Here is a 19514-nt window from a genome sequence, read left to right on the forward strand (position 1 = left end):
TCGAGCAGGTGGAACAACTCTGTCACTCGCCGGCCTCCTTTCGCTCTTCACCGTCCACGTGGTCGGTGCCGGTGAGGCCGCGCGAGGCGAGCATGACGACGAGGAACAGCGCCGTCATCGCGAAGCCGATCACGATGGCCGTCAGCACCAGGGCCTGCGGCATCGGGTCGGCGGTGTTGGTCAGCGTGGCCTCGAAGCCCTTGATCAGCACCGGCTCGCTGTCGACCTTGAGCCGGCCCATGCTGAAGATGAAGAGGTTGACCGCGTAGGAGATCAGGGTCAGGCCCATGATCACCTGGAAGGTGCGGGGGCGCAGCAGCAGGTAGACCCCCGAACCGGTCAACACGCCGACGGCAAGGGCGAGCACGATTTCCATCAGTGCGCTCCCTCCACGGCTTCGGACCCGGATTGCGCCTTCTTTTCGTCCTGTTCGTCGGCCCAGCGGTGGCTGCGGATGGATTGGTGGGCCAGCGCGGTGAGGATCAGCATGGTGGCGCCGAGCACCAGCGCGAACACGCCGATGTCGAAGAAGAGGGCGCTGGGCACATGCAGCTCGCCCAGCACCGGCAGGTGCAGGTGCGCGGTGTGCGTGGTCAGGAACGGGTAGCCGAACACCACCGCGCCGCCGCCGGTGGCCAGCGCGAACAGGAGGCCGACGGCGATCCAGCGGCGCGGGTAGATGCGCAGGTGCTCTTCCACCCACTCGGTGCCCGAGACGATGAACTGCAGCACCAGCGCCACCGACATCACCAGCCCCGCGACGAAGCCGCCGCCCGGCGCGTTGTGCCCGCGCATGAAGAAGTAGACCGACACCAGCACCGCGAGCGGCAGCAGGAGACGCACCAGCACGGCCGGCACCATCAGGTAGCCGACGGCGGTGTCCGTGGCGCGCCGCGGGTTCAGCAGGTCGCTGCTGCCGTCGTCGACCTGCTGGCGCTGCTGGATCGGCAGCGCCATCGATTCGATGGCCGGGCGGAAGCGCCGCAGCAGCGCATACACGGTGAGCGCCACCACGCCGAGCACGGTGATCTCGCCGAAGGTGTCGAAGCTGCGGAAGTCGACCAGCATCACGTTGACCACGTTGGTGCCGCCGCCTTCGGTGAGCGCACGGTCGAGGAAGAAGGGCGAGATGCTCTGCGGGAAAGTGCGCGTCATCACGGCCCAGGCCAGCGCGGCCATGCCGCCGCCGGCGATGGTGGCCACCAGCAGGTCGCGGCCGCGGCGGCCCCAGGGGCGCAGGCGCGCGCGCGCGGGTTGGACGACATCCTTGCTGCGCATCGGCAGCCAGCGCAGGCCCAGCAGGATCAGTACCGTGGTCACGGCTTCGACCACCAGCTGCGTCAACGCCAGGTCGGGTGCGGAGAACCAGATGTAGGTCACGCACGAGACCAGCCCGGCGCCCGAGGCCAGCATCAGCGCGGCGAGCCGGTGGAACTTGGCCTGCCATGCGGCGGCGAGCGCACACACGCCGCCGATGAGCCACATCATGGCGAACATCGTCGAGAAGGGCAGCAGCTCGCGCGTGCCGGGGGCGGCAGGCATCGCCCAGAGCGACGCCGCCGCGCCCGCCGCGGCGACCGCCACCAGCAGCAGCAACTGCGTTTGCATGCGCCGCGTGCCGAACAGGCGGCGGCTGCGCCGGCCCGCTTCGCTCAGCAGCGCGAGCAGATGCTCGAAGATGGCCTGTCCGTCGAAGCGGTGCAGCAGCGGCGTGCGTGCGAGGCCGCCTTCCGCGCGCCGGCGGCGCTGCAGCAGGTAGAGCGCCGTGCCCACGGCCAGCGCGACGAAGCTCATCATGAGCGGCAGGTTGAAGCCGTGCCACACGGCGAGGCTGTATTCGGGCAGCGTGCCGCCGACCACCGGTGTGGCGGCCGCCGCCAGCAGCGGACCGATGGACCAGGCCGGCGCCACGCCCACCACGAGGCAGACCAGCACCAGCAGCTCGACCGGCACGCGCATCCAGTGCGGCGGCTCGTGCGGGTGCCTGGGCACCTCGTCGCCGCAGGGCGGGCCGAAGAACACATCGAACACGAAGCGGGCGGAGTAGGCCACGCTGAAGATGCCGGCGATGGTGGCGATGACCGGCAGGCTGAAATCGACCCAGGGCGTGGACTGGATGAAGACCGTCTCGGCGAAGAACATCTCCTTGGAGAGAAAGCCGTTGAGCAGCGGCACGCCGGCCATCGAGGCGCTCGCGATGATGGCCAGCGTGCCGGTGATCGGCATGAGCCGCATCAGGCCGCTGAGCTTGCGGATGTCGCGCGTGCCGGTCTCGTGGTCGATGATGCCGGCGGCCATGAAGAGCGAGGCCTTGAAGGTCGCATGGTTCATGACATGGAAGACGGCCGCCACCGCCGCGAGCGGGCTGTTGAGGCCCAGCAGCAGCGTGATGAGTCCGAGATGCGAGAGGGTCGAGTAGGCCAGGAGCGCCTTCAGGTCGCGCTGGAACATCGCGATGAAGCCGCCGAGCAGCAGCGTGATCGCGCCCGCGCCGCCCACCATCCAGAACCATTGCTCGGTGCCCGACAACACAGGCCACAGCCGCGCCATCAGGAACACGCCGAGCTTCACCATCGTGGCCGAGTGCAGGTAGGCCGATACCGGCGTGGGCGCGGCCATGGCGCGCGGCAGCCAGAAGTGGAACGGGAACTGCGCGCTCTTGGTGAAGGCGCCGAGCAGCACCAGCACCAGCACGGCCGGGTAGAGTGCATGCGCACGGATCAGGTCGCCCGAGGCCAGCACCACGTCGAGTTCGTAGCTGCCGACGATGCGGCCCAGCAGCAGCACGCCGGCCAGCAGGCAGAGTCCGCCGGCGCCGGTGACGGTGAGCGCCATGCGCGCGCCGCGCCGCGCGTCGCGCCGGTGGTGCCAGTAGCCGATCAACAGGAAGGAAAACAGGCTGGTGAGTTCCCAGAACAGCACCATCTGGACGAGGTTGCCCGAGAGCACCACGCCCATCATCGCGCCCATGAACGCGAGAAAGAACGAGAAGAAGCGCGGCACCGGGTCGGAGGCCGACATGTAGTAGCGCGCGTAGAGCACCACCAGCGCGCCGATGCCCAGCACCAGCATGCAGAACAGCCAGGCGAAGCCGTCCATGCGGAACACGAGGTTGAGGCCGAGGGCCGGCAGCCACTCGATCTCTTGCCGCAGCACATTGCCGTGCGCGACCTGCGGAAAGAACCATGCGGCCTGTATCGCGCAGCCGAGTGCGACGAGTCCTGCAAGCGTCGACTCCCTGTTGCGCGCGTTGGACGGCATCAACGCGGCCAGCACGCTGGCAATGAAGGGGAGTGCGACGAGAAAGACCAGGGGCATTGCGGTCGATTCTATCGACCGGCCCTCTGGCGAGCCCTATCTATAACCGCAGGACATAAGGCAGTTTTTCGAGCGTTCAGCCCGAGAAAGCCTGCACGGTTCGCAGGCCGAGCCAGGTCATGCAGAGCGACCCGCCCAGGTGCAGGGCCACCGTGCCCAGCGCGAGGCCGAGCCGGCCACTGACGAGCATGCCGACCACCTCCGCCGAGAAGCTGGAGAAGGTGGTGAGCGTGCCCAGGAAGCCGGTGATGACCATGAGCCGCCAGGCCGGGTCGATGTCGGGCAGGCCGTTGAAGAAGGCGATGGCCACCCCGATCAGGTAGCCGCCGATGAGGTTCACCGCCAGCGTGCCCCAGGGCAGCACGCTGCCCGGGTTGAGCCACAGGGCGAGACCCCAGCGCATGAGGGAGCCGACGCAGGCGGCGAGGCAGATGACGAGTACGTTCAGCAGCATGTGGGGACTTTAGCTGCTCTCTGTCTGTTCCAGAAACACCGCGGAACCGGCTTTGCCGGGCCGCAGGTGTTGCCCCCGGTAGGGGGAAGGAGAAGCGACACGAAGTGCGCGAAGCCTGGGGGCGAGCCTATTTTTCCTTGCCCATGATCACATCGGGCAGGATCGTCACGATGCTGGGGAACAGCGTGATCAGCACGATGCACAGCACCAGGCAGAAGAAGAACGGGATCGCCGCCTTGGCGATCACGTTGCTGTCCTTCCCCGTCATGTTCTGCAGCACGAAGAGGTTGAAGCCCACCGGCGGCGTGACCTCGGCGATCTCGACCAGGAGCACGATGAAGATGCCGAACCAGATCAGGTCGAAGCCGGCCTTCTGGATCATCGGCAGAACCACCGCGCTGGTGAGCACGATCATCGAGATGCCGTCGAGCGCCGTGCCCAGCACCAGGTACACCACCACCAGCGCACCGATCAGCGCGTAGGGCGAGAGGTGCATGCTGTCGACCCACTCGGCCAGTTCGCGGGGGATGCCGGTGAAGGCCATGGTCTTGGTCAGGAAGGCCGCGCCCGCCAGGATGAACATGATCATGCAGCTGGTGCGCGTGGCGCCCATGATGCCGTCCTTGAAGTTCTTCCAGGTGAGGCTCTTGCCGTACGCCGCGATGGCCAGCGAGCCCAGCACGCCGAAGGCCGCGCACTCGGTGGCCGTGGCCCAGCCCGCCACCAGCACCCAGACGATGAAGACGATCAGCAGCGCGCAGGGAATGAGGTTGCCCGAGAGCCTGATCTTTTCCATGAAGGTGGTCGGCGGGTCGGCCGGCGGCACCTGGTCGGGATTGCGCAGGCTCCACCAGCCGATGTAGCCCGAGAACAGCAGCATCAGCAGGAAGCCCGGCAGGAAGCCGGCCAGGAAGATGCGGATGATCGAGGCGTCCGCCGCCACGGCATACACCACCATCGTGATCGACGGCGGAATCAGGATGCCCAGCGTGCCCGCGGTGGCGAGCGAGCCGATGGCCAGTTTCTCGTTGTAGCCGCGGCGCTTGAGCTCGGGCAGCGCCACCTTGGCGATGGTGGCGCAGGTGGCGGCCGACGAACCCGAGACCGAGCCGAACACGCCGCAGCCGAGGATGGTGGTGTGCATCAGCCGGCCGGGCACGCGGTTGAGCCAGGGGCGCAGGCCTTCGAACATCTCCTCGCTGAGCTTGGTGCGGAACAGGATCTCGCCCATCCAGATGAAGAGCGGCAGCGCCGCGAGCTCCCAGCTCGCGTTGCTTTCCCAGAAAGCCGAGAACAGGTTCTTGCCCGGCAGCGTGTTGGTGAAGAAGGCCTGGCCGACCCAGCCGACGATGGCCAGGGTCATGGCGATCCAGACGCCGCCTGCCAGCAGCAACAGCATGATGCCGAGCAACAGCGCGCCCATCAAAAGGGTTTCGAGCATCGGGTGTCTTTGTTGTTGTGGTTCAGACGTCGGAGGAGAAGTCGCCAGCCGCGTGGCGTTCTTCGATGGCGCGCTGGTAGCTCGGCTTCTCGCCGCGCACCACGCCGACCAGCTCGTCGATCATCGCGATCAGCAGCAACCAGCAGCCGATCACGAAGGTCGATTGCGGAATCCAGATCGGAATGACGACGAGGCCCGTCGCCATTTCGGCGAACTCGTAGCTCTCGTAGGTGAAGCTGGTGGCCCAGTAGGTGAGGTAGGCCACCGACACCGCCGCGATCAGCAGGCAGATCACGTCGAGCACGCGCCGCACCTTGGCCGGCACGGCTTCGAGCAGCAGCGTCACCCGCACGAAGTCGCCGTGCCTGAAGGCATGCGCCATCGCGAAAAACGCGGCGGCGGCGCACAGCCAGGAGACGATGTCGTTGAGCCCGCTCACGTGCCAGTTCATCTGGCGGCCCACGCCGGCCAGGATCATCAGCACGAAGATCAGGAACACGCAGAACGCGCCGAGCGCGCCCGCACCGTCGTACAGACGGTCTAGGAAACGACGCACGGCTTACTTCTTCTTGTAGGCGTCGACGATGGCGGCGCCGTCGGCTCCGGCCGCCTTGAGCCAGTCGGCCTGCATGATGCCGCCGACCTGGCGCATGTCGGTGTCGAGCTTCGGCGAAGGCTTGTGGACCTTCATGCCGCGCTCGGCCAGCAGGCGCTTGTACTCATCGTTCTTTTCCTGCGCGACCTTCCAGCCGCGGGCTTCGGCATCGGCCGCGGCCTTGGTGACGGCGGCCTTGGTGGTGGCGTCGAGCGCGTCGAAGGCCTTGGCGTTGACGAGGATCGCGTTCTTCGGAATCCAGGCCTGGGTGTCGTAGAAGTTCTTGATGTGCTCGTAGGTCTTGGTGTCGTAGCCGGTCGAGCCGGAACTCATGTAGCTTTCGATCACGCCGGTGGCCATGGCGGCGCTGAGTTCGGCCTGCTGGATCTGCACCGGCTGTGCGCCGATCAGTTCGGCGATCTTGGCTGTGGCCGGGCTGTAGGCGCGCCACTTGATGCCGCGCAGGTCGGCGACCGAGCTGATCTCCTTCTTGGAGTAGATGCCCTGCGGCGCCCATGGCACCACGAACAGCACCTTGATGCCCTGCGCCGTGAGCAGCTTTTCCATGGCGGGCTTGGAGGCGTCGTAGAGCTTCTTCGCTTCCGGGTACGTGGTGGCGAGGAAGGGCACGCCGTCGAGCGCGTAGATCGGGTTCTCGTTCGCGTAATTGGCCAGCAGGATCTCGCCGGCCTGGGCCTGGCCGCTCTGCACGGCGCGCTTGATTTCGGGCGCCTTGAAGAGCGACGCATTGGCGTGCACCGTGATCTTGACCTTGCCGCCGGTGGCGGCGTCCACGTCCTTCGCGAACTGCGTGATGTTTTCGGTGTGGTAGTTGGTCGCGGGGTAGGCGGTGGGAAGGTCCCACTTGGTCTGCGCGAAGGCTGCGGCGCCAAGGGTGAGGCCCGCGAGGGCAATGCCGAACTTGTGATTCATGAGCGCGCTCCGGAATGTAGTGAAAGCAAAACGAAAAGAAGCATACGTGCAAATTTCGGGCCACTTCCTGAGRCATTTCCCTGCCATGTTGCGCGCGAGCGGCACATCTTCCGGACATGAAAAAGCCGCCCCGAGGACGGCTTTTGCGGATGGCCTGCCGAGGCTCAGGGCTTGGCGGCTTTGACGGACTTGCCGGACTTGGGTGCGGCTGCGGCAGCGGCCGCACCACCGAAGGCCTGGCCGTTGACCGTGAGGCCTTCGGCCGAGAGCTTCTCCGCCTTCTTTTCCTTCACGCCCTTGACGCGCTGCATGAGGTCGGGCCAGTCCTTGAACTCGCCTTGCTTGCGTGCATCGAGGATGCGCTTGGACATTGCCGGACCGACGCCCTTGAGGCCATCGAGTTCGGCAGCGCTGCCCTTGTTGGCATCGACCGCGGCAAACGAAACGACCGCAAACAGCATGGCCGTGGCGGCCAGGATCTTCTTGAACATGATTGAAACTCCCTCATTGTTGATTTGACTGTCAGCCGACAAGACGTCGGCTCGCGTTCAACGAAAGCAGGGAAAGGGGCGTTGACGGCTTCGCGCTTTGCCGTCGCCCCGGTGACCATTGTTCGGAAATGTGATTGGAACTTTGCTCAGAGTTCTTCGACGCGGCGCGGCGGATAGCTGTCCCAGGCCTGGCAGCCGGGGCAGTGCCAGAAGTACTGGTGCGCTTCGAAGCCGCAGGCGGCGCAGCGGTAGCGCATCAGGGGACGGGTGGCCTGGTCGAGTGCGCGCTGCACCTGCGGATGGAACTGCTCGTGCTCGAAGCGCTCGCCCGCGAGCCAGCGCGATGCGGCGACCAGCGAGGGCTGGTGTGCGAGGTGGGCAATGTAGCCATCGCGCGGGGCGGGCTGTTCGTTGCCGGCTGCGGTCGTCGTTGTCGGCGCACCTCCGAGTGCGATCAGTGCTTCGAGCACGTCGATCGAGGGTGACTCGGCATAGCGTCGTTGCAGCAGCGCGAGTGCTTCGCCTTCGCGGTGCGCCGCCACCGCCGCCTGCTGCAGCGCTGCTGCGTAGAGCGGCAGGGCAAGAGGGGCGGTGTCGCTCAGTGCCGAGAGCGTGTCGAAGGCCGCGGCCGCATCGCCGTTGCGCAGTTGCAGCGTCGCGGTGTCGATGGCCGGGCGCGGTGCCTGCGGTGCCAGTTCCACGGCCTGGGCGAGCAGCTTGGCGGCTGCGGCCGGTTCGCCGGCTGCCACGCGCTCGGTCGCCTGCTCGCACAGGTGATGGGCGCGGCGTGTGCTGTAGCTCGCCTGATCGGACTCGTCGAGCTTCTGCGCCACGTCGGCGGCCTGGGCCCATTCGCGCGAGCGCTCGTAGATGGCCAGCAGCGAGAGGCGTGCCTCGTTCTCGTAGCGCGTGCCTTCGAGCTTCTGCAGCGCAGCTTCGGCGCGGTCGAGCAGGCCGGCGCGCAGGAAGTCCTGGGCGAGCGCATGCTGGGCGCGCTCGCGGTCGGTACGGCTCAGGTCGCCGCGGCCCAGCAGGTGCTCGTGCACGCGCACGGCGCGCTGGTACTCGCCGCGGCGGCGGAACAGGTTGCCGAGCGCGAAGTGCAGCTCCTGCGTGTCGGGGTCGTTCTGCACGGCCTCGATGAAGGCGTCGATGGCCTGGTCCTGCTGTTCGTTGAGCAGGAAGTTGAGGCCGCGGAAGTAGGCCTTGGGGGCTTGCCTGTTCTCGAGTTTGAGCTGGCGAATGTCGAAGCGCGATGCGAGCCACCCGAGCACGAAGGCGACGGGCAGGCCGATCAGCAGCCAGCTGGGATCAAAGTCCATGTTGACGTACGGCGGGGAGGTCGGTGGCGGAGATGGAGGGGGCCGGCGCAGGCGCCGCCGTCGACGCCGTTGTGGCCGAGGCTTCGGGCACGGAGGGCGACTGGGCCGCCGCGGCGGCACGGTGCTTCCACCAACCCGGCAGCATGCCGAGCGCGCCCACCACGAGGCCGCCCGCGAAGGCTGCGAGCACGACCAGCACCAGCGGCGCGCGCCAGTAGGTGCCRAAGAAGAAATAGACGGTCGCGTCGTGCTGGTTGTTCAGCGCGAAAGCGAAGAGCGTAAAAAAAATGGCTGCCTTGAGCAGCCACAGGAGGTATTTCATAGCCGTTCCCGTTGCCGGGAGCATTCTACGTTTGCATCGACACGGATCAGGCCTTGCGGCCCTTGGCTTCCTTGGCGTCGAGCTCGGCGGTCTTTGCATCGACGGCCTCGCGCAATGCCTTGCCCGGCTTGAAGTGCGGCACCCGCTTCTCGGGAATCTGCACGCTCTCGCCCGAACGCGGATTGCGGCCGATGCGCGGAGGACGCCGGTTGACCGAGAAGCTGCCGAAACCGCGGATCTCGATGCGGTGCCCGCGCACCAGCGCGTCGCTCATCGCGTCGAGGATGGTCTTGACGGCGTATTCGGCATCGCGGTGCGTGAGCTGCGCAAAGCGCGCTGCGAGTTCTTCGACGAGGTCAGAGCGGGTCATAGGCCAGTGCAAAAACGTGGACGAAAAAAAAGACAGAGCGGCCCCAGGGCCTGCTCTGTCTTCGGACTCAGCTTACTTGCTGTCGTTGTTGTCGAGCTTGGCGCGCAGCAGGGCGCCCAGGCTCGTCGTGCCCGCGTTTTCGCGTGCCGACTGCTGGCTCAGGTTGGCCATGGCGCCTTGTTCGTCGACCATGTCCTTCTGCTTGATCGACAGCTGGATGTTGCGGGTCTTGCGATCCACATTCACGACGATGGCGGTGACTTCGTCGCCTTCCTTCAGTACGTTGCGGGCATCTTCGACGCGGTCGCGCGAGATTTCCGAAGCACGCAGGTAGCCGATGATGTCTTCGCCGAGGTCGATTTCAGCGCCGCGGGCGTCAACCGTCTTGACCTTGCCGGTCACGATCTGGCCCTTGTCGTTCACCGTGGTGAACGTGGTGAACGGGTCGCTGTCGAGCTGCTTGATGCCGAGGCTGATGCGCTCGCGGTCGACGTCCACAGCCAGCACGATCGCTTCGACTTCCTGGCCCTTCTTGTAGTTGCGAACGGCGGTTTCGCCGGCTTCGTTCCACGAGAGGTCCGAGAGGTGAACCAGGCCGTCGATGCCGGCAGCCAGACCCACGAACACGCCGAAGTCGGTGATCGACTTGATCGGGCCCTTGACGCGGTCGCCGCGCTTGGTGTTTTGCGCGAACTCTTGCCACGGGTTGGCCTTGCACTGCTTCATGCCCAGGCTGATGCGGCGCTTGTCTTCGTCGATTTCGAGGACCATGACTTCGACTTCGTCGCCGAGCGAGACGATCTTGTTCGGAGCGATGTTCTTGTTGGTCCAGTCCATTTCGGAGACGTGCACCAGGCCTTCGATGCCGGGTTCGAGTTCGACGAACGCGCCGTAGTCGGCAATGTTCGTGACCTTGCCGAACAGGCGGGTCGATTGCGGGTAGCGACGCGAAACGCCCATCCACGGGTCATCGCCCATTTGCTTGAGACCCAGCGAGACACGGTTCTTTTCGGTGTCGAACTTGAGGATCTTGGCGGTGATTTCCTGGCCGGCCTGAACGACTTCGCTCGGGTGGCGGACACGGCGCCATGCCATGTCGGTGATGTGCAGCAGACCGTCGATGCCGCCGAGGTCGACGAACGCACCGTATTCGGTGATGTTCTTGACGACGCCGCGCACGACTGCGCCTTCCTTCAGGGTTTCCATCAGCTTGGCGCGCTCTTCGCCCATGCTGGCTTCGACCACGGCACGGCGCGACAGCACGACGTTGTTGCGCTTGCGGTCGAGCTTGATGACCTTGAATTCGAGGGTCTTGTTTTCGTACGGGGTCAGGTCCTTGATCGGACGCGTGTCGATCAGCGAGCCCGGCAGGAACGCGCGGATGCCGTTGACCAGAACGGTGAGACCGCCCTTGACCTTGCCGCTGGTGGTACCGGTGACGAAGTCGCCCGATTCCAGGGCCTTCTCGAGTGCGAGCCACGAAGCCAGACGCTTGGCGGTGTCGCGCGAGAGGATGGTGTCGCCGTAGCCGTTTTCAACGCTGCCGATGGCAACGGAAACGAAGTCACCGGCCTGAACTTCGAGTTCGCCCTTGTCGTTCTTGAACTCTTCGATCGGCACGTACGCTTCGGACTTCAGACCGGCGTTGACGACGACGTGGTTGTGTTCGACACGCACGACTTCGGCCGTGATGACCTCGCCGGTGCGCATTTCGGAACGCTTCAGGGACTCTTCGAATAGGTCGGCAAAAGATTCAGACATTTGTGGTTCCTTCCGTCAGGCAGGGTTGGCAGGCGCTATTGCGAAATTGCGTGCGGCTGCTGTGGGTCTGGAGACGGCGGTTTTGTGGGCTGGTGCCCGGGTTGGTTGAACAACCAGCAGGCCGGTGCGCTGTCGCGCGAGAAGAGCCTGCTGGAGCGGTATGCGCTCACCGGAAAATCCGATGGCGCGAGCCTTTCAAGCGGACTTGAAAGGCTGTACTTCCTGCCACCAGTTCAGCACCGTATCGATCGATTGCTCGATGGACAGCTGGGAGTTGTCGAGGTGGCGGGCATCCTGCGCCGGCTTGAGAGGGGCGACGTTGCGGGACGAATCCCGGGCGTCACGCGCTTCCAAGTCGGAGCGAAGACTGTCGAGTGTAGTCGAAATACCCTTTGAAATCAACTGCTTATGGCGCCGTTCCGCCCTCTGCGCGGCACTGGCCGTGAGGAAGACCTTGAGCGTGGCGTCCGGGAAGATCACGGTGCCCATGTCGCGGCCGTCGGCCACCAGGCCGGGGAGCTGGCGAAAGCGCTGCTGGAGAGCCAGAAGCGCTTCGCGCACCGCGGGAAGCGTGGAGACGCGGGAGGCGTCCATGCCTGCAGCTTCGGTGCGGATTTCGTCGCTCACGTCCTCGCCGGCCAGCAAGACCTTGCCCTCGGCGAAATGCAGGGGAAGAGCGGCGGCCAGCGCGGCAATCTGCGCCTCGTGCTGCGGATCGGCGCCAAGGCCGGCGCGGCGCATGGCGAGGCCTGTCACGCGGTAGAGCGAGCCCGAATCCAGGTAGTGGTAGCCCAGCAGGCGCGCCACTTCGGCGGCGAGCGTGCCCTTGCCCGAGGCGGTCGGGCCGTCGATGCAGATCACCGGCACCTCGGCGGGCTGGGCCACCGAGAACAGGGTTTCGAAGTAGTCCGGGAAGGTCTTGGCGACGCAGTGGGGCTCGAGGATGCGCACCGGCACCCCGGCCGGGTTGAACGCCGCGAGCGAGAAGCACATCGCCACACGGTGGTCGTCGTAGGTGCGGATGCTCGCCGCCTGCCAATCGGCTTGGTCAAGCGGGTGAACGCGGATGAAGTCCGGGCCGGCCTCGACGGTGGCGCCGAGCTTCTTCAGCTCGTTGGCCATGGCGTCGATGCGGTCGGTTTCCTTGACCCGCCAGCTGGCGATGTTGCGCAGGGTGCTCGGGCCGTCGGCGTAGAGCGCCATGACGGCGAGCGTCATCGCGGCATCGGGGATGTGGTTCGCGTCGAGGTCGATGGCCTTGAGCGGCCAGGCGCCGCGGCGGACTTCGAGCCAGTTCGGGCCGCTGTCGACCAGCGCGCCCATCTGTTGCGCCGCGTCGATGAAGCGGATGTCGCCCTGAATCGAATCGGCGCCCACGCCCTCGATCCGGATGCCATTCTGGCCAGAAACGCCCGTCGCAATGGCGCCAAGCGCTATGAAATAGCTAGCAGAAGAAGCATCGGCTTCGACGTGGATGTCGCCGGGCGAGCTGTAGCGGCTGCCTGCGGGAATGGTGAAGCGCTCCCAGCCATCGCGCCGCACGGCGATGCCGAAGCGCGCCAGCAGGTTCAGCGTGATCTCGATGTAGGGTTTGGAGATCAGCTCGCCGACCACCTCGATCACGATGTTGTTGCGGGCTGCGAGCGGCAGCGCGAGCAGCAGGGCGGTCAGGAACTGGCTCGATACGTCGCCGCGCACGCGGATCGGCGCGTCGAGCGCCAGGTCGGCGTGGGCTACCGGATGGATGCGCAGCGGCGGGTAGCCGGGGTTGCCGAGATAGTCGATGTGGCAGCCGAGCTGGGTCAGCGCATCGACCAGGTCGCCGATGGGCCGCTCGTGCATGCGCGGCACACCGCTCAGCTCGAATTCGCCGCCGAGCAGGGCGAGCGCCGCGGTCAGCGGGCGCATGGCGGTGCCTGCGTTGCCGAGGAACAGCGGCAGCAGCGTCTCGTTGGGTTTCAGTTGGCCACCGAGGCCGGTGATGCGCAGCGTGCTGCCCGCGGGATCGATGCCGCAACCGAGCGCGCGCAGGGCGTCGAGCATCACGCGCGTGTCGTCGGAGTCGAGCAGGTCGTGGATCGTGGTGGTGCCGCTTGCGAGTGCGGCCAGCAGAAGCACGCGGTTGGAAATGCTCTTGGAGCCGGGCAGCCGTACCGTGCCGGCGGCGCCCACGAGGGGCGGAAGATCGAGAAAGGCCGTCGAAAACATGTCAGGCGTCCTGCTGGGCCGAGGCGTCGGCACTCGAATTCGGCTTCCAGGCGGCGCGCGTCTTGCTGGCTGCAGCGATCGATTGCTCCAGTGCCTGCAGGTCGCCCGCGATCATCAGCGCCTCGAGATCCTGCAGTGCCTTGCGGAAGGCCTGGGACTGCTGCAGCACCTGCTCGCGGTTGGCAAGCAGCACGTCGCGCCACATGACCGGATCGCTGGCGGCGATGCGCGAGAAGTCGCGGAAGCCCGGCCCCGCGAGGCTCAGGAAACGGTCGCCCTGCGGCTGCCCGGCGATGGCGTTGGTGTACGCGAAGGCCAGCAGGTGCGGCAGGTGGCTCACGGCGGCGAACGCGGCGTCATGCTCTTCGTACGTCATGGTGACCACATGGGCGCCGATGCCGCTCCAGACCTGCGAAGCGCGCTGAACGTTCGAGCGCAGCGTGGTCTTGACCGGTGTCAACACGACCTGACGGCCGGTGAAGAGCGACGCCTCGGCGTGCTCGATGCCGGAGACTTCCTTGCCGGCAATCGGGTGGGCCGGCACGAAGTTCGCGAACTGCTTCTGCAGGCCATTGCGAGCGGCTTCGATCACGTCGCCCTTGGTGGAGCCGACGTCCATCACCAGCGTGTCGTTCGAAATGCCGTGGCGGATGGCCTTGAAGGTGGCCTCCGAGGCGGCCACCGGCACGGCCAGCAGCACGAGGTCGGCACCCGACACCGCCAGCAGCGCCGAGGGCGCTGCCACGTCGATCACGCCGAGCTGGCGTGCCCGCTCGGTGGTGGAGGGCGACTTGCTGTAGCCGACCACGCGTTTCACCAGCTTCGCGCGCTTGAGCGCGAGCGCAAAGGAGCCGCCCATCAGGCCGCAGCCGATCAATCCCAGTTGCTCGAACATGTGTGTTTGTCCGGCTCAGGCTTTGACGGGGTAGGCGCCAAGCACCTTGTAGAACGCGCAGAGACCGCGCAGCTCTGCCAGTGCGGCAGCCACGTTGGGCTGCGAGGGGTGGCCGTCGAGGTCGATGTAGAAGTAGTACTCCCACTGGCCGGTGCGTGCGGGGCGCGATTCGAAACGCGTCATCGACACGTTGTTGGCCTTCAGCGGCACGAGCAGGTCGTGCACCGCGCCGGGCCGGTTCGGCACCGAGACGATCAGGCTGGTGCAATCGCGCCCGGAGGCCGGCGGCATGGCCAGCGTCTGCGGCAGGCAGATCACCGAGAAGCGGGTGCGGTTGTAAGAGTCGTCCTGGATGGCATGCGCCACGATGTGCAGGCCGAAGCGCGTGGCGGCGCGTTCGCCCGCGAGTGCTGCCCAGGCCGGGTTGGTGGCCGCGAGCCGGGCGCCCTCGGCGTTGCTCGACACGGCGCGCCGCTCGGCATTGGGCAGGTGCTTGGAGAGCCAGGTCTGGCATTGCGCGAGCGCCTGGGGATGGGCGAGCACGGCTTCGATGCCTTCGAGCGAGTTGCTGCTGCGCAGGAGGTGGTGGCGCACCAGCAGGCTGACTTCACCGACGACGTGGGTCGGGGAATGCAGGAACAGGTCGAGCGAGCGCGTGACCACGCCTTCGGTCGAGTTCTCGACGCCGACCACGCCGTATTGGGCGCTGCCCGCGGCAGTGGCGTGGAAGACTTCGTCGAAGCTGGCGCAGTAGATCAGGTCGGCGGCGCCGCCGAAGTACTCGATGGCGGCCTGTTCGCAGAAGGTGCCTTCGGGGCCCAGAACGGCCACGCGCTGCGGTGATTCGAGGGCCAGGCAGGCCGACATGATTTCGCGCCAGATAGCCGCCACATGCAGGTCCTTGAGCGGGCCCCCATTGCTTTTCTGCATCTTGTCGATGACTTGGGCGACGCGATCGGGGCGGAAGAACGGCGTGCCCTCGCGTTTCTTGACCTCGCCGACCAACTCGGCCACATGGGCGCGCTCGTTGAGCAGGCTCAGCAGGCGCTGGTCGAGCGAGTCGATCTGCACACGCAGATCGGCCAGGCCTTCGGATTTGTCGGGGGAGGAGGGCGGTGTTGGAGCGGAGGCGGTCATCGGTGCGAGCAGCTAGGGCATGCGCCTAGGCATGCGATCGCTCGAATTCTCGCATGTAGCTCACAAGTGCCTGCACCCCTGCCAGCGGCATGGCGTTGTAAATGCTGGCGCGCATGCCGCCGACCGACTTGTGGCCCTTGAGCTGAAGCAGCCCGGCCTCGCGGGCGCCGGCCAGGAAAGCTTCGTTGCGGCTTTCGTCGGCCAGGAAGAAAGGCACGTTCATGCGCGAGCGGCAGCTCGGGTCGATCCGGTTGGCATAAAAGTCGGAGCCGTCGATGAAGCCGTACAGCAGCTTCGCCTTCTCGATGTTGCGCTGTTCCATGGCCGCGATGCCGGTGAGCGCGCCCTCGGTCTGCTGCAGCAGCCACTGGAACGTCAGCCCCGCCATGTAGATGCCCCAGGTTGGCGGGGTGTTGTACATGGAGTGGTTGTCGGCAACGATCTTGTAGTTGAATGCGCTCGGGCAGATCTCGAGCGCATGGCCCAGCAGGTCGTCGCGCACGATCACGATCGTCAGGCCGGCGGGGCCCAGGTTCTTTTGCGCGCCGCCGAAGGCGAGGCCCACGCGGCCCCAGTCGACGCTGCGCGAAGCGACGTGCGACGAGAAGTCGATGACGAGCGGCGCATTGCTGCCGAGCGCGGCAAGGTCGGGCAATTGATGGAACTCGATGCCGTTGATGGTCTCGTTGGTGCAGAGGTGCACGTACGAGGCCTCCTTGGCGAGTTGCCAGGTCGAGGGATCGGGCAGCTTCGTGTGCTGGTCGTCGGCATTGCTCGCGGCAATGCGCGCAGTGCAATAGCGCTGCGCTTCCTTGTGCGACTTGATGCTCCAGCTGCCGGTGATCACGAAGTCGGCGGATGTGCCGCGCGACAGGTTCATCGGCACGATGGCGTTCTCGCCGAGACCGCCACCCTGCATGAACAGGATGTGGAAGTGGGAAGGCACGGCCAGCAGCGTGCGGATATCGGCTTCGGCCTGCGAGCAGATCGCGCCGAATTCCTTGCCGCGATGGCTCATCTCCATCACGCTCATGCCGCTGCCCTGCCAGTCGAGCATTTCGGCGGCGGCGCGCTGCAGCACCGCCTCCGGCATGGCAGCCGGACCGGCCGAGAAGTTGTAGGGGCGCTTGCCGGCCGGCGTCTGCTGCTGGGTCACGTTGCTTTTACTTCTTGGCTGGAGCCTTGGCTGGCGCCTTGGCGGGTGCGGAACCTTGGGCTGCGGCGTCGGTCGGAGCGCCGAGTGCCTTGGCGACGTTGGTGTCGAGCGCGCGCATCTTGGGTTCGATGGCGGCGCGGGTCTCTGTCACGAGCTTTTCCGTCAATGCGGTCTGCATCTTCGGGTTCAGTTCCTGGTACTTCTTGCTGAGCGGCGAGTTGATCCAGGCCAGCAGCTGCTTGAGTTCGTCTTCGTTGAAGTTCTGCTCGAGCAGCGGGGTCAGGGCGCCCGGTGCCAGTTGCACGGCCTTGTCGCGCACGAGTGGGTAGGCGTCGTCGAAGTACTTCTTGAGCTCGGCGTCGGCGGCCTTGGCCGCCGATTCGCGCTTGGCTTCCGGCACCTGCGTCTGCAGGTACTGCGAGCCGGCCTGTGCGATGGGGGCGCTCGACTGCTCGACCAGGCCACGCGCCAGCGATTCGATGCCGGGGCGCTGGATCTCGATGAACTGCTTGATGAGCGCGGACTTGTCCTGGGCCATGGCGACCATCGAGCTGCTGGCCAAAGCTGCCGTCAGAAGTGCGAGTTTGATTTTTTTCACTGAGGATTCTCCGTTGAAGATGTGGAAGTATCGTCCGCGTCCGGCTCACTGTCGCCGTTCGCATCGTTTTCGACGATACGCTGTAGCCCGCTGAGTTTGGCGCCTTCGTCGAGACCGATCAGCGTGACGCCTTGCGTCGCGCGACCCAGTTCACGAATTTCGGCAACCCGGGTGCGCACAAGCACGCCCTTGTCGGTGATGAGCATGATCTCATCGTCCGCATGCACGAGAGTGGCGGCAACGACCTTGCCGTTGCGCTCACTCTGTTGAATCGCAATCATGCCTTTGGTTCCGCGGCCATGACGCGTGTATTCCGTAATGCTTGTTCGCTTTCCGTAACCATTTTCCGTGGCGGTGAGCACGCTCTGCTGCTCGTCCTCGGCCACCAGCATCGCGATCACGCCCTGTCCGGGGTCCAGCGACATGCCGCGCACGCCGCGGGCGTTGCGGCCCAGCGGGCGGACGTCTTCCTCGTCGAAGCGCACGGCCTTGCCGCCGTCGCTGAAGAGCATCACGTCATGCTTGCCGTCGGTGAGGGCGGCGCCGATCAGATAGTCGCCCTCGTCGAGGTTGACGGCAATGATGCCGCCCTTGCGCGGGTTGTTGAATTCGTCGAGTGCGGTTTTCTTGACCGTGCCCATCGAGGTTGCCATGAACACATACTGGTCGGCCGGGAAGTTGCGCTTCTCGCCGGTCAGTGCAAGGGCGACGTTGATCTTCTCGCCTTCCTGCAGCGGGAACATGTTGACGATCGGCCGGCCGCGCGAGCCGCGCGAACCTGCCGGCACTTCCCACACCTTGAGCCAGTAGAGCCGGCCGCGGTTGGAGAAGCACAGGATGTAGTCGTGCGTGTTGGCGATGAAGAGCTGGTCGATCCAGTCGTCTTCCTTCGTGGCGGTGGCCTGCTTGCCGCGGCCGCCGCGCTTCTGCGCGCGGTACTCGCCCAGCGGCTGGCTCTTGATGTAGCCGCTGTGCGAGAGCGTCACCACCATGTCGGTCGGGGTGATCAGGTCTTCGGTCGAGAGGTCGAATGCGCTGTGCTCGACCAGGCTGCGGCGTGCGCCGAGCTTGCTCTGGCCGAACTCCTGCTTGATGGTGCCCAGCTCGTCGCCGATGATGACCGACACGCGCTCGGGCTTGGCCAGGATGTCGAGCAGGTCGTCGATCTCGGCCATGACGTCCTTGTACTCGGCAACGATCTTGTCCTGTTCGAGGCCGGTCAGGCGCTGCAGGCGCATCTGCAGGATTTCCTGGGCCTGGGTTTCCGAGAGGCGGTAGAGGCCGTCCGAACCCATGCCGAATTCGCGCTCGAGGCCTTCGGGGCGGTAGTCGTCGGCATTGATCACGCCGCCGTCGGCGCGCGAACGCGTGAGCATCTCGCGCACCAGCTTGCTGTCCCAGCTGCGGGTCATCAGCTCGGCCTTGGCGACGGGCGGCGTCGGCGCGTTGCGGATGATCGAGATGAACTCGTCGATGTTGGCGAGCGCCACGGCCAGGCCCTCGAGCACATGGCCGCGTTCGCGGGCCTTGCGCAGCGTGAAGACGGTGCGGCGCGTGACCACTTCGCGGCGGTGCTGCAGGAAGACCTCGATCAGGTCCTTCAGGTTGCACAGCTTGGGCTGGCCATTGACCAGCGCCACCATGTTGATGCCGAAGGTGTCCTGCAGTTGCGTCTGCTTGTACAGGTTGTTGAGCACGACCTCCGGCACTTCGCCGCGCTTGAGCTCGATCACCAGGCGCATGCCCGATTTGTCCGACTCGTCCTGGATGTGGCTGATGCCTTCGATCTTCTTCTCGTGCACCAGCTCGGCCATGCGCTCCTGCAGCGTCTTCTTGTTGACCTGGTAGGGGAGCTCGTCGACGATGATCGCCTGGCGCTGGCCGCGGTCGATGTCCTCGAAGTGGCACTTGGCGCGCATCACGACCTTGCCGCGGCCGGTGCGGTAGCCGTCCTTCACGCCGTTGATGCCGTAGATGATGCCGGCGGTGGGGAAGTCTGGCGCCGGCACGATCTCCATCAGTTCGTCGATGGTGGCTTGCGGGTTGCGCAGCAGGTGCAGGCAGGCGTCCACCACCTCATTCAGGTTGTGCGGCGGGATATTGGTAGCCATGCCGACCGCAATGCCGCCGGAGCCATTGACCAGCAAATTCGGCAGCTGGCTCGGCAAAACTTTCGGTTCTTTTTCAGAGCCGTCGTAATTGTCCTGAAAGTCGACGGTTTCCTTGTCGATATCGGCCAGCATTTCATGCGCAATTTTGGCCAATCGGATTTCCGTATAACGCATTGCAGCTGCGTTGTCTCCATCCACGGAGCCGAAGTTGCCCTGGCCGTCCACCAGCATGTGACGCATGGAGAAGTCCTGCGCCAATCGAACGATGGTGTCGTAAACCGATTGATCGCCGTGCGGATGGTATTTACCGATCACGTCACCCACGATACGAGCCGACTTCTTGTACGGCCGGTTCCAGTCGTTGTTGAGCTCGTGCATGGCATACAGCACGCGCCGGTGCAC

At 65.7% G+C, this 19514-nt stretch carries 17 protein-coding genes; all 17 read right to left on the minus strand.

Features of this window, described 5'->3' with window-relative positions; translation table 11 throughout:
- Positions 1-22: 22 nt before the first annotated feature.
- On the minus strand, positions 23-376 hold the full coding sequence (locus tag AC1DXX_RS24635; protein ID WP_478136840.1) for a Na+/H+ antiporter subunit C: 354 nt from the start codon (positions 374-376) through the stop codon (positions 23-25).
- The gene (locus AC1DXX_RS24640; RefSeq protein ID WP_478136841.1) at positions 376-3318 is read right to left on the minus strand and encodes a monovalent cation/H+ antiporter subunit A; all 2943 of its coding nucleotides are present in this window, start codon (positions 3316-3318) and stop codon (positions 376-378) included. Before AC1DXX_RS24640 ends, AC1DXX_RS24635 begins: the two co-directional genes overlap by 1 nt.
- 76 nt (positions 3319-3394) lie before the next feature.
- Positions 3395-3772 (minus strand): fluoride efflux transporter CrcB, encoded by a 378-nt coding sequence (gene crcB, locus AC1DXX_RS24645; RefSeq protein ID WP_478136842.1) that lies wholly within the window; start codon positions 3770-3772, stop codon positions 3395-3397.
- Positions 3773-3899: 127 nt separating this feature from the next.
- Positions 3900-5213 carry a TRAP transporter large permease gene (locus AC1DXX_RS24650; protein ID WP_478136843.1) on the minus strand — a complete coding sequence of 438 codons (1314 nt, stop codon included), beginning with the start codon at positions 5211-5213 and terminating at the stop codon, positions 3900-3902.
- A gap of 22 nt (positions 5214-5235) precedes the next feature.
- Positions 5236-5769: a TRAP transporter small permease gene (locus AC1DXX_RS24655; RefSeq protein WP_478136844.1), complete on the minus strand. Its 534-nt coding sequence runs from the start codon at positions 5767-5769 to the stop codon at positions 5236-5238.
- A gap of 3 nt (positions 5770-5772) precedes the next feature.
- Entirely contained in the window at positions 5773-6741 is a 969-nt protein-coding gene (locus AC1DXX_RS24660) for a TRAP transporter substrate-binding protein (protein ID WP_478136845.1), read from the minus strand.
- 164 nt (positions 6742-6905) lie between these two features.
- Positions 6906-7232, minus strand: a complete 327-nt coding sequence (locus AC1DXX_RS24665; RefSeq protein ID WP_478136846.1) for a ComEA family DNA-binding protein — start codon at positions 7230-7232, stop codon at positions 6906-6908.
- A gap of 146 nt (positions 7233-7378) precedes the next feature.
- Positions 7379-8554: a lipopolysaccharide assembly protein LapB gene (gene lapB, locus AC1DXX_RS24670; protein WP_478136847.1), complete on the minus strand. Its 1176-nt coding sequence runs from the start codon at positions 8552-8554 to the stop codon at positions 7379-7381.
- The gene (locus AC1DXX_RS24675; protein WP_478136848.1) at positions 8544-8876 is read right to left on the minus strand and encodes a LapA family protein; all 333 of its coding nucleotides are present in this window, start codon (positions 8874-8876) and stop codon (positions 8544-8546) included. Before AC1DXX_RS24675 ends, lapB begins: the two co-directional genes overlap by 11 nt.
- Positions 8877-8922: 46 nt before the next feature.
- Positions 8923-9246, minus strand: coding sequence for an integration host factor subunit beta (locus tag AC1DXX_RS24680; protein ID WP_013540224.1), 324 nt, complete (start codon positions 9244-9246; stop codon positions 8923-8925).
- 72 nt (positions 9247-9318) lie between these two features.
- A complete protein-coding gene (rpsA, locus tag AC1DXX_RS24685) occupies positions 9319-11007 on the minus strand; it encodes a 30S ribosomal protein S1 (protein WP_012746757.1) in 1689 nt (562 codons plus the stop codon).
- Positions 11008-11202: 195 nt separating this feature from the next.
- Entirely contained in the window at positions 11203-13215 is a 2013-nt protein-coding gene (locus tag AC1DXX_RS24690; protein WP_478136849.1) for a bifunctional 3-phosphoshikimate 1-carboxyvinyltransferase/cytidylate kinase, read from the minus strand.
- A gap of 1 nt (position 13216) precedes the next feature.
- Positions 13217-14110 carry a prephenate dehydrogenase gene (locus AC1DXX_RS24695; RefSeq protein ID WP_478136850.1) on the minus strand — a complete coding sequence of 298 codons (894 nt, stop codon included), beginning with the start codon at positions 14108-14110 and terminating at the stop codon, positions 13217-13219.
- A gap of 15 nt (positions 14111-14125) precedes the next feature.
- Entirely contained in the window at positions 14126-15247 is a 1122-nt protein-coding gene (pheA, locus tag AC1DXX_RS24700; RefSeq protein ID WP_478136851.1) for a prephenate dehydratase, read from the minus strand.
- Positions 15248-15272: 25 nt separating this feature from the next.
- Positions 15273-16403: a 3-phosphoserine/phosphohydroxythreonine transaminase gene (gene serC / locus AC1DXX_RS24705; protein WP_478136852.1), complete on the minus strand. Its 1131-nt coding sequence runs from the start codon at positions 16401-16403 to the stop codon at positions 15273-15275.
- Between the two features lie 7 nt (positions 16404-16410).
- Entirely contained in the window at positions 16411-17001 is a 591-nt protein-coding gene (locus AC1DXX_RS24710; protein ID WP_478136853.1) for a DUF2059 domain-containing protein, read from the minus strand.
- A partial coding sequence (gyrA, locus tag AC1DXX_RS24715; protein WP_478136854.1) for a DNA gyrase subunit A occupies positions 16998-19514 on the minus strand: 2517 nt, incomplete at its 5' end. The genes AC1DXX_RS24710 and gyrA, both read right to left, overlap by 4 nt.

It is taken from the genome of Variovorax sp. P4_B10 (genome assembly GCF_056402375.1).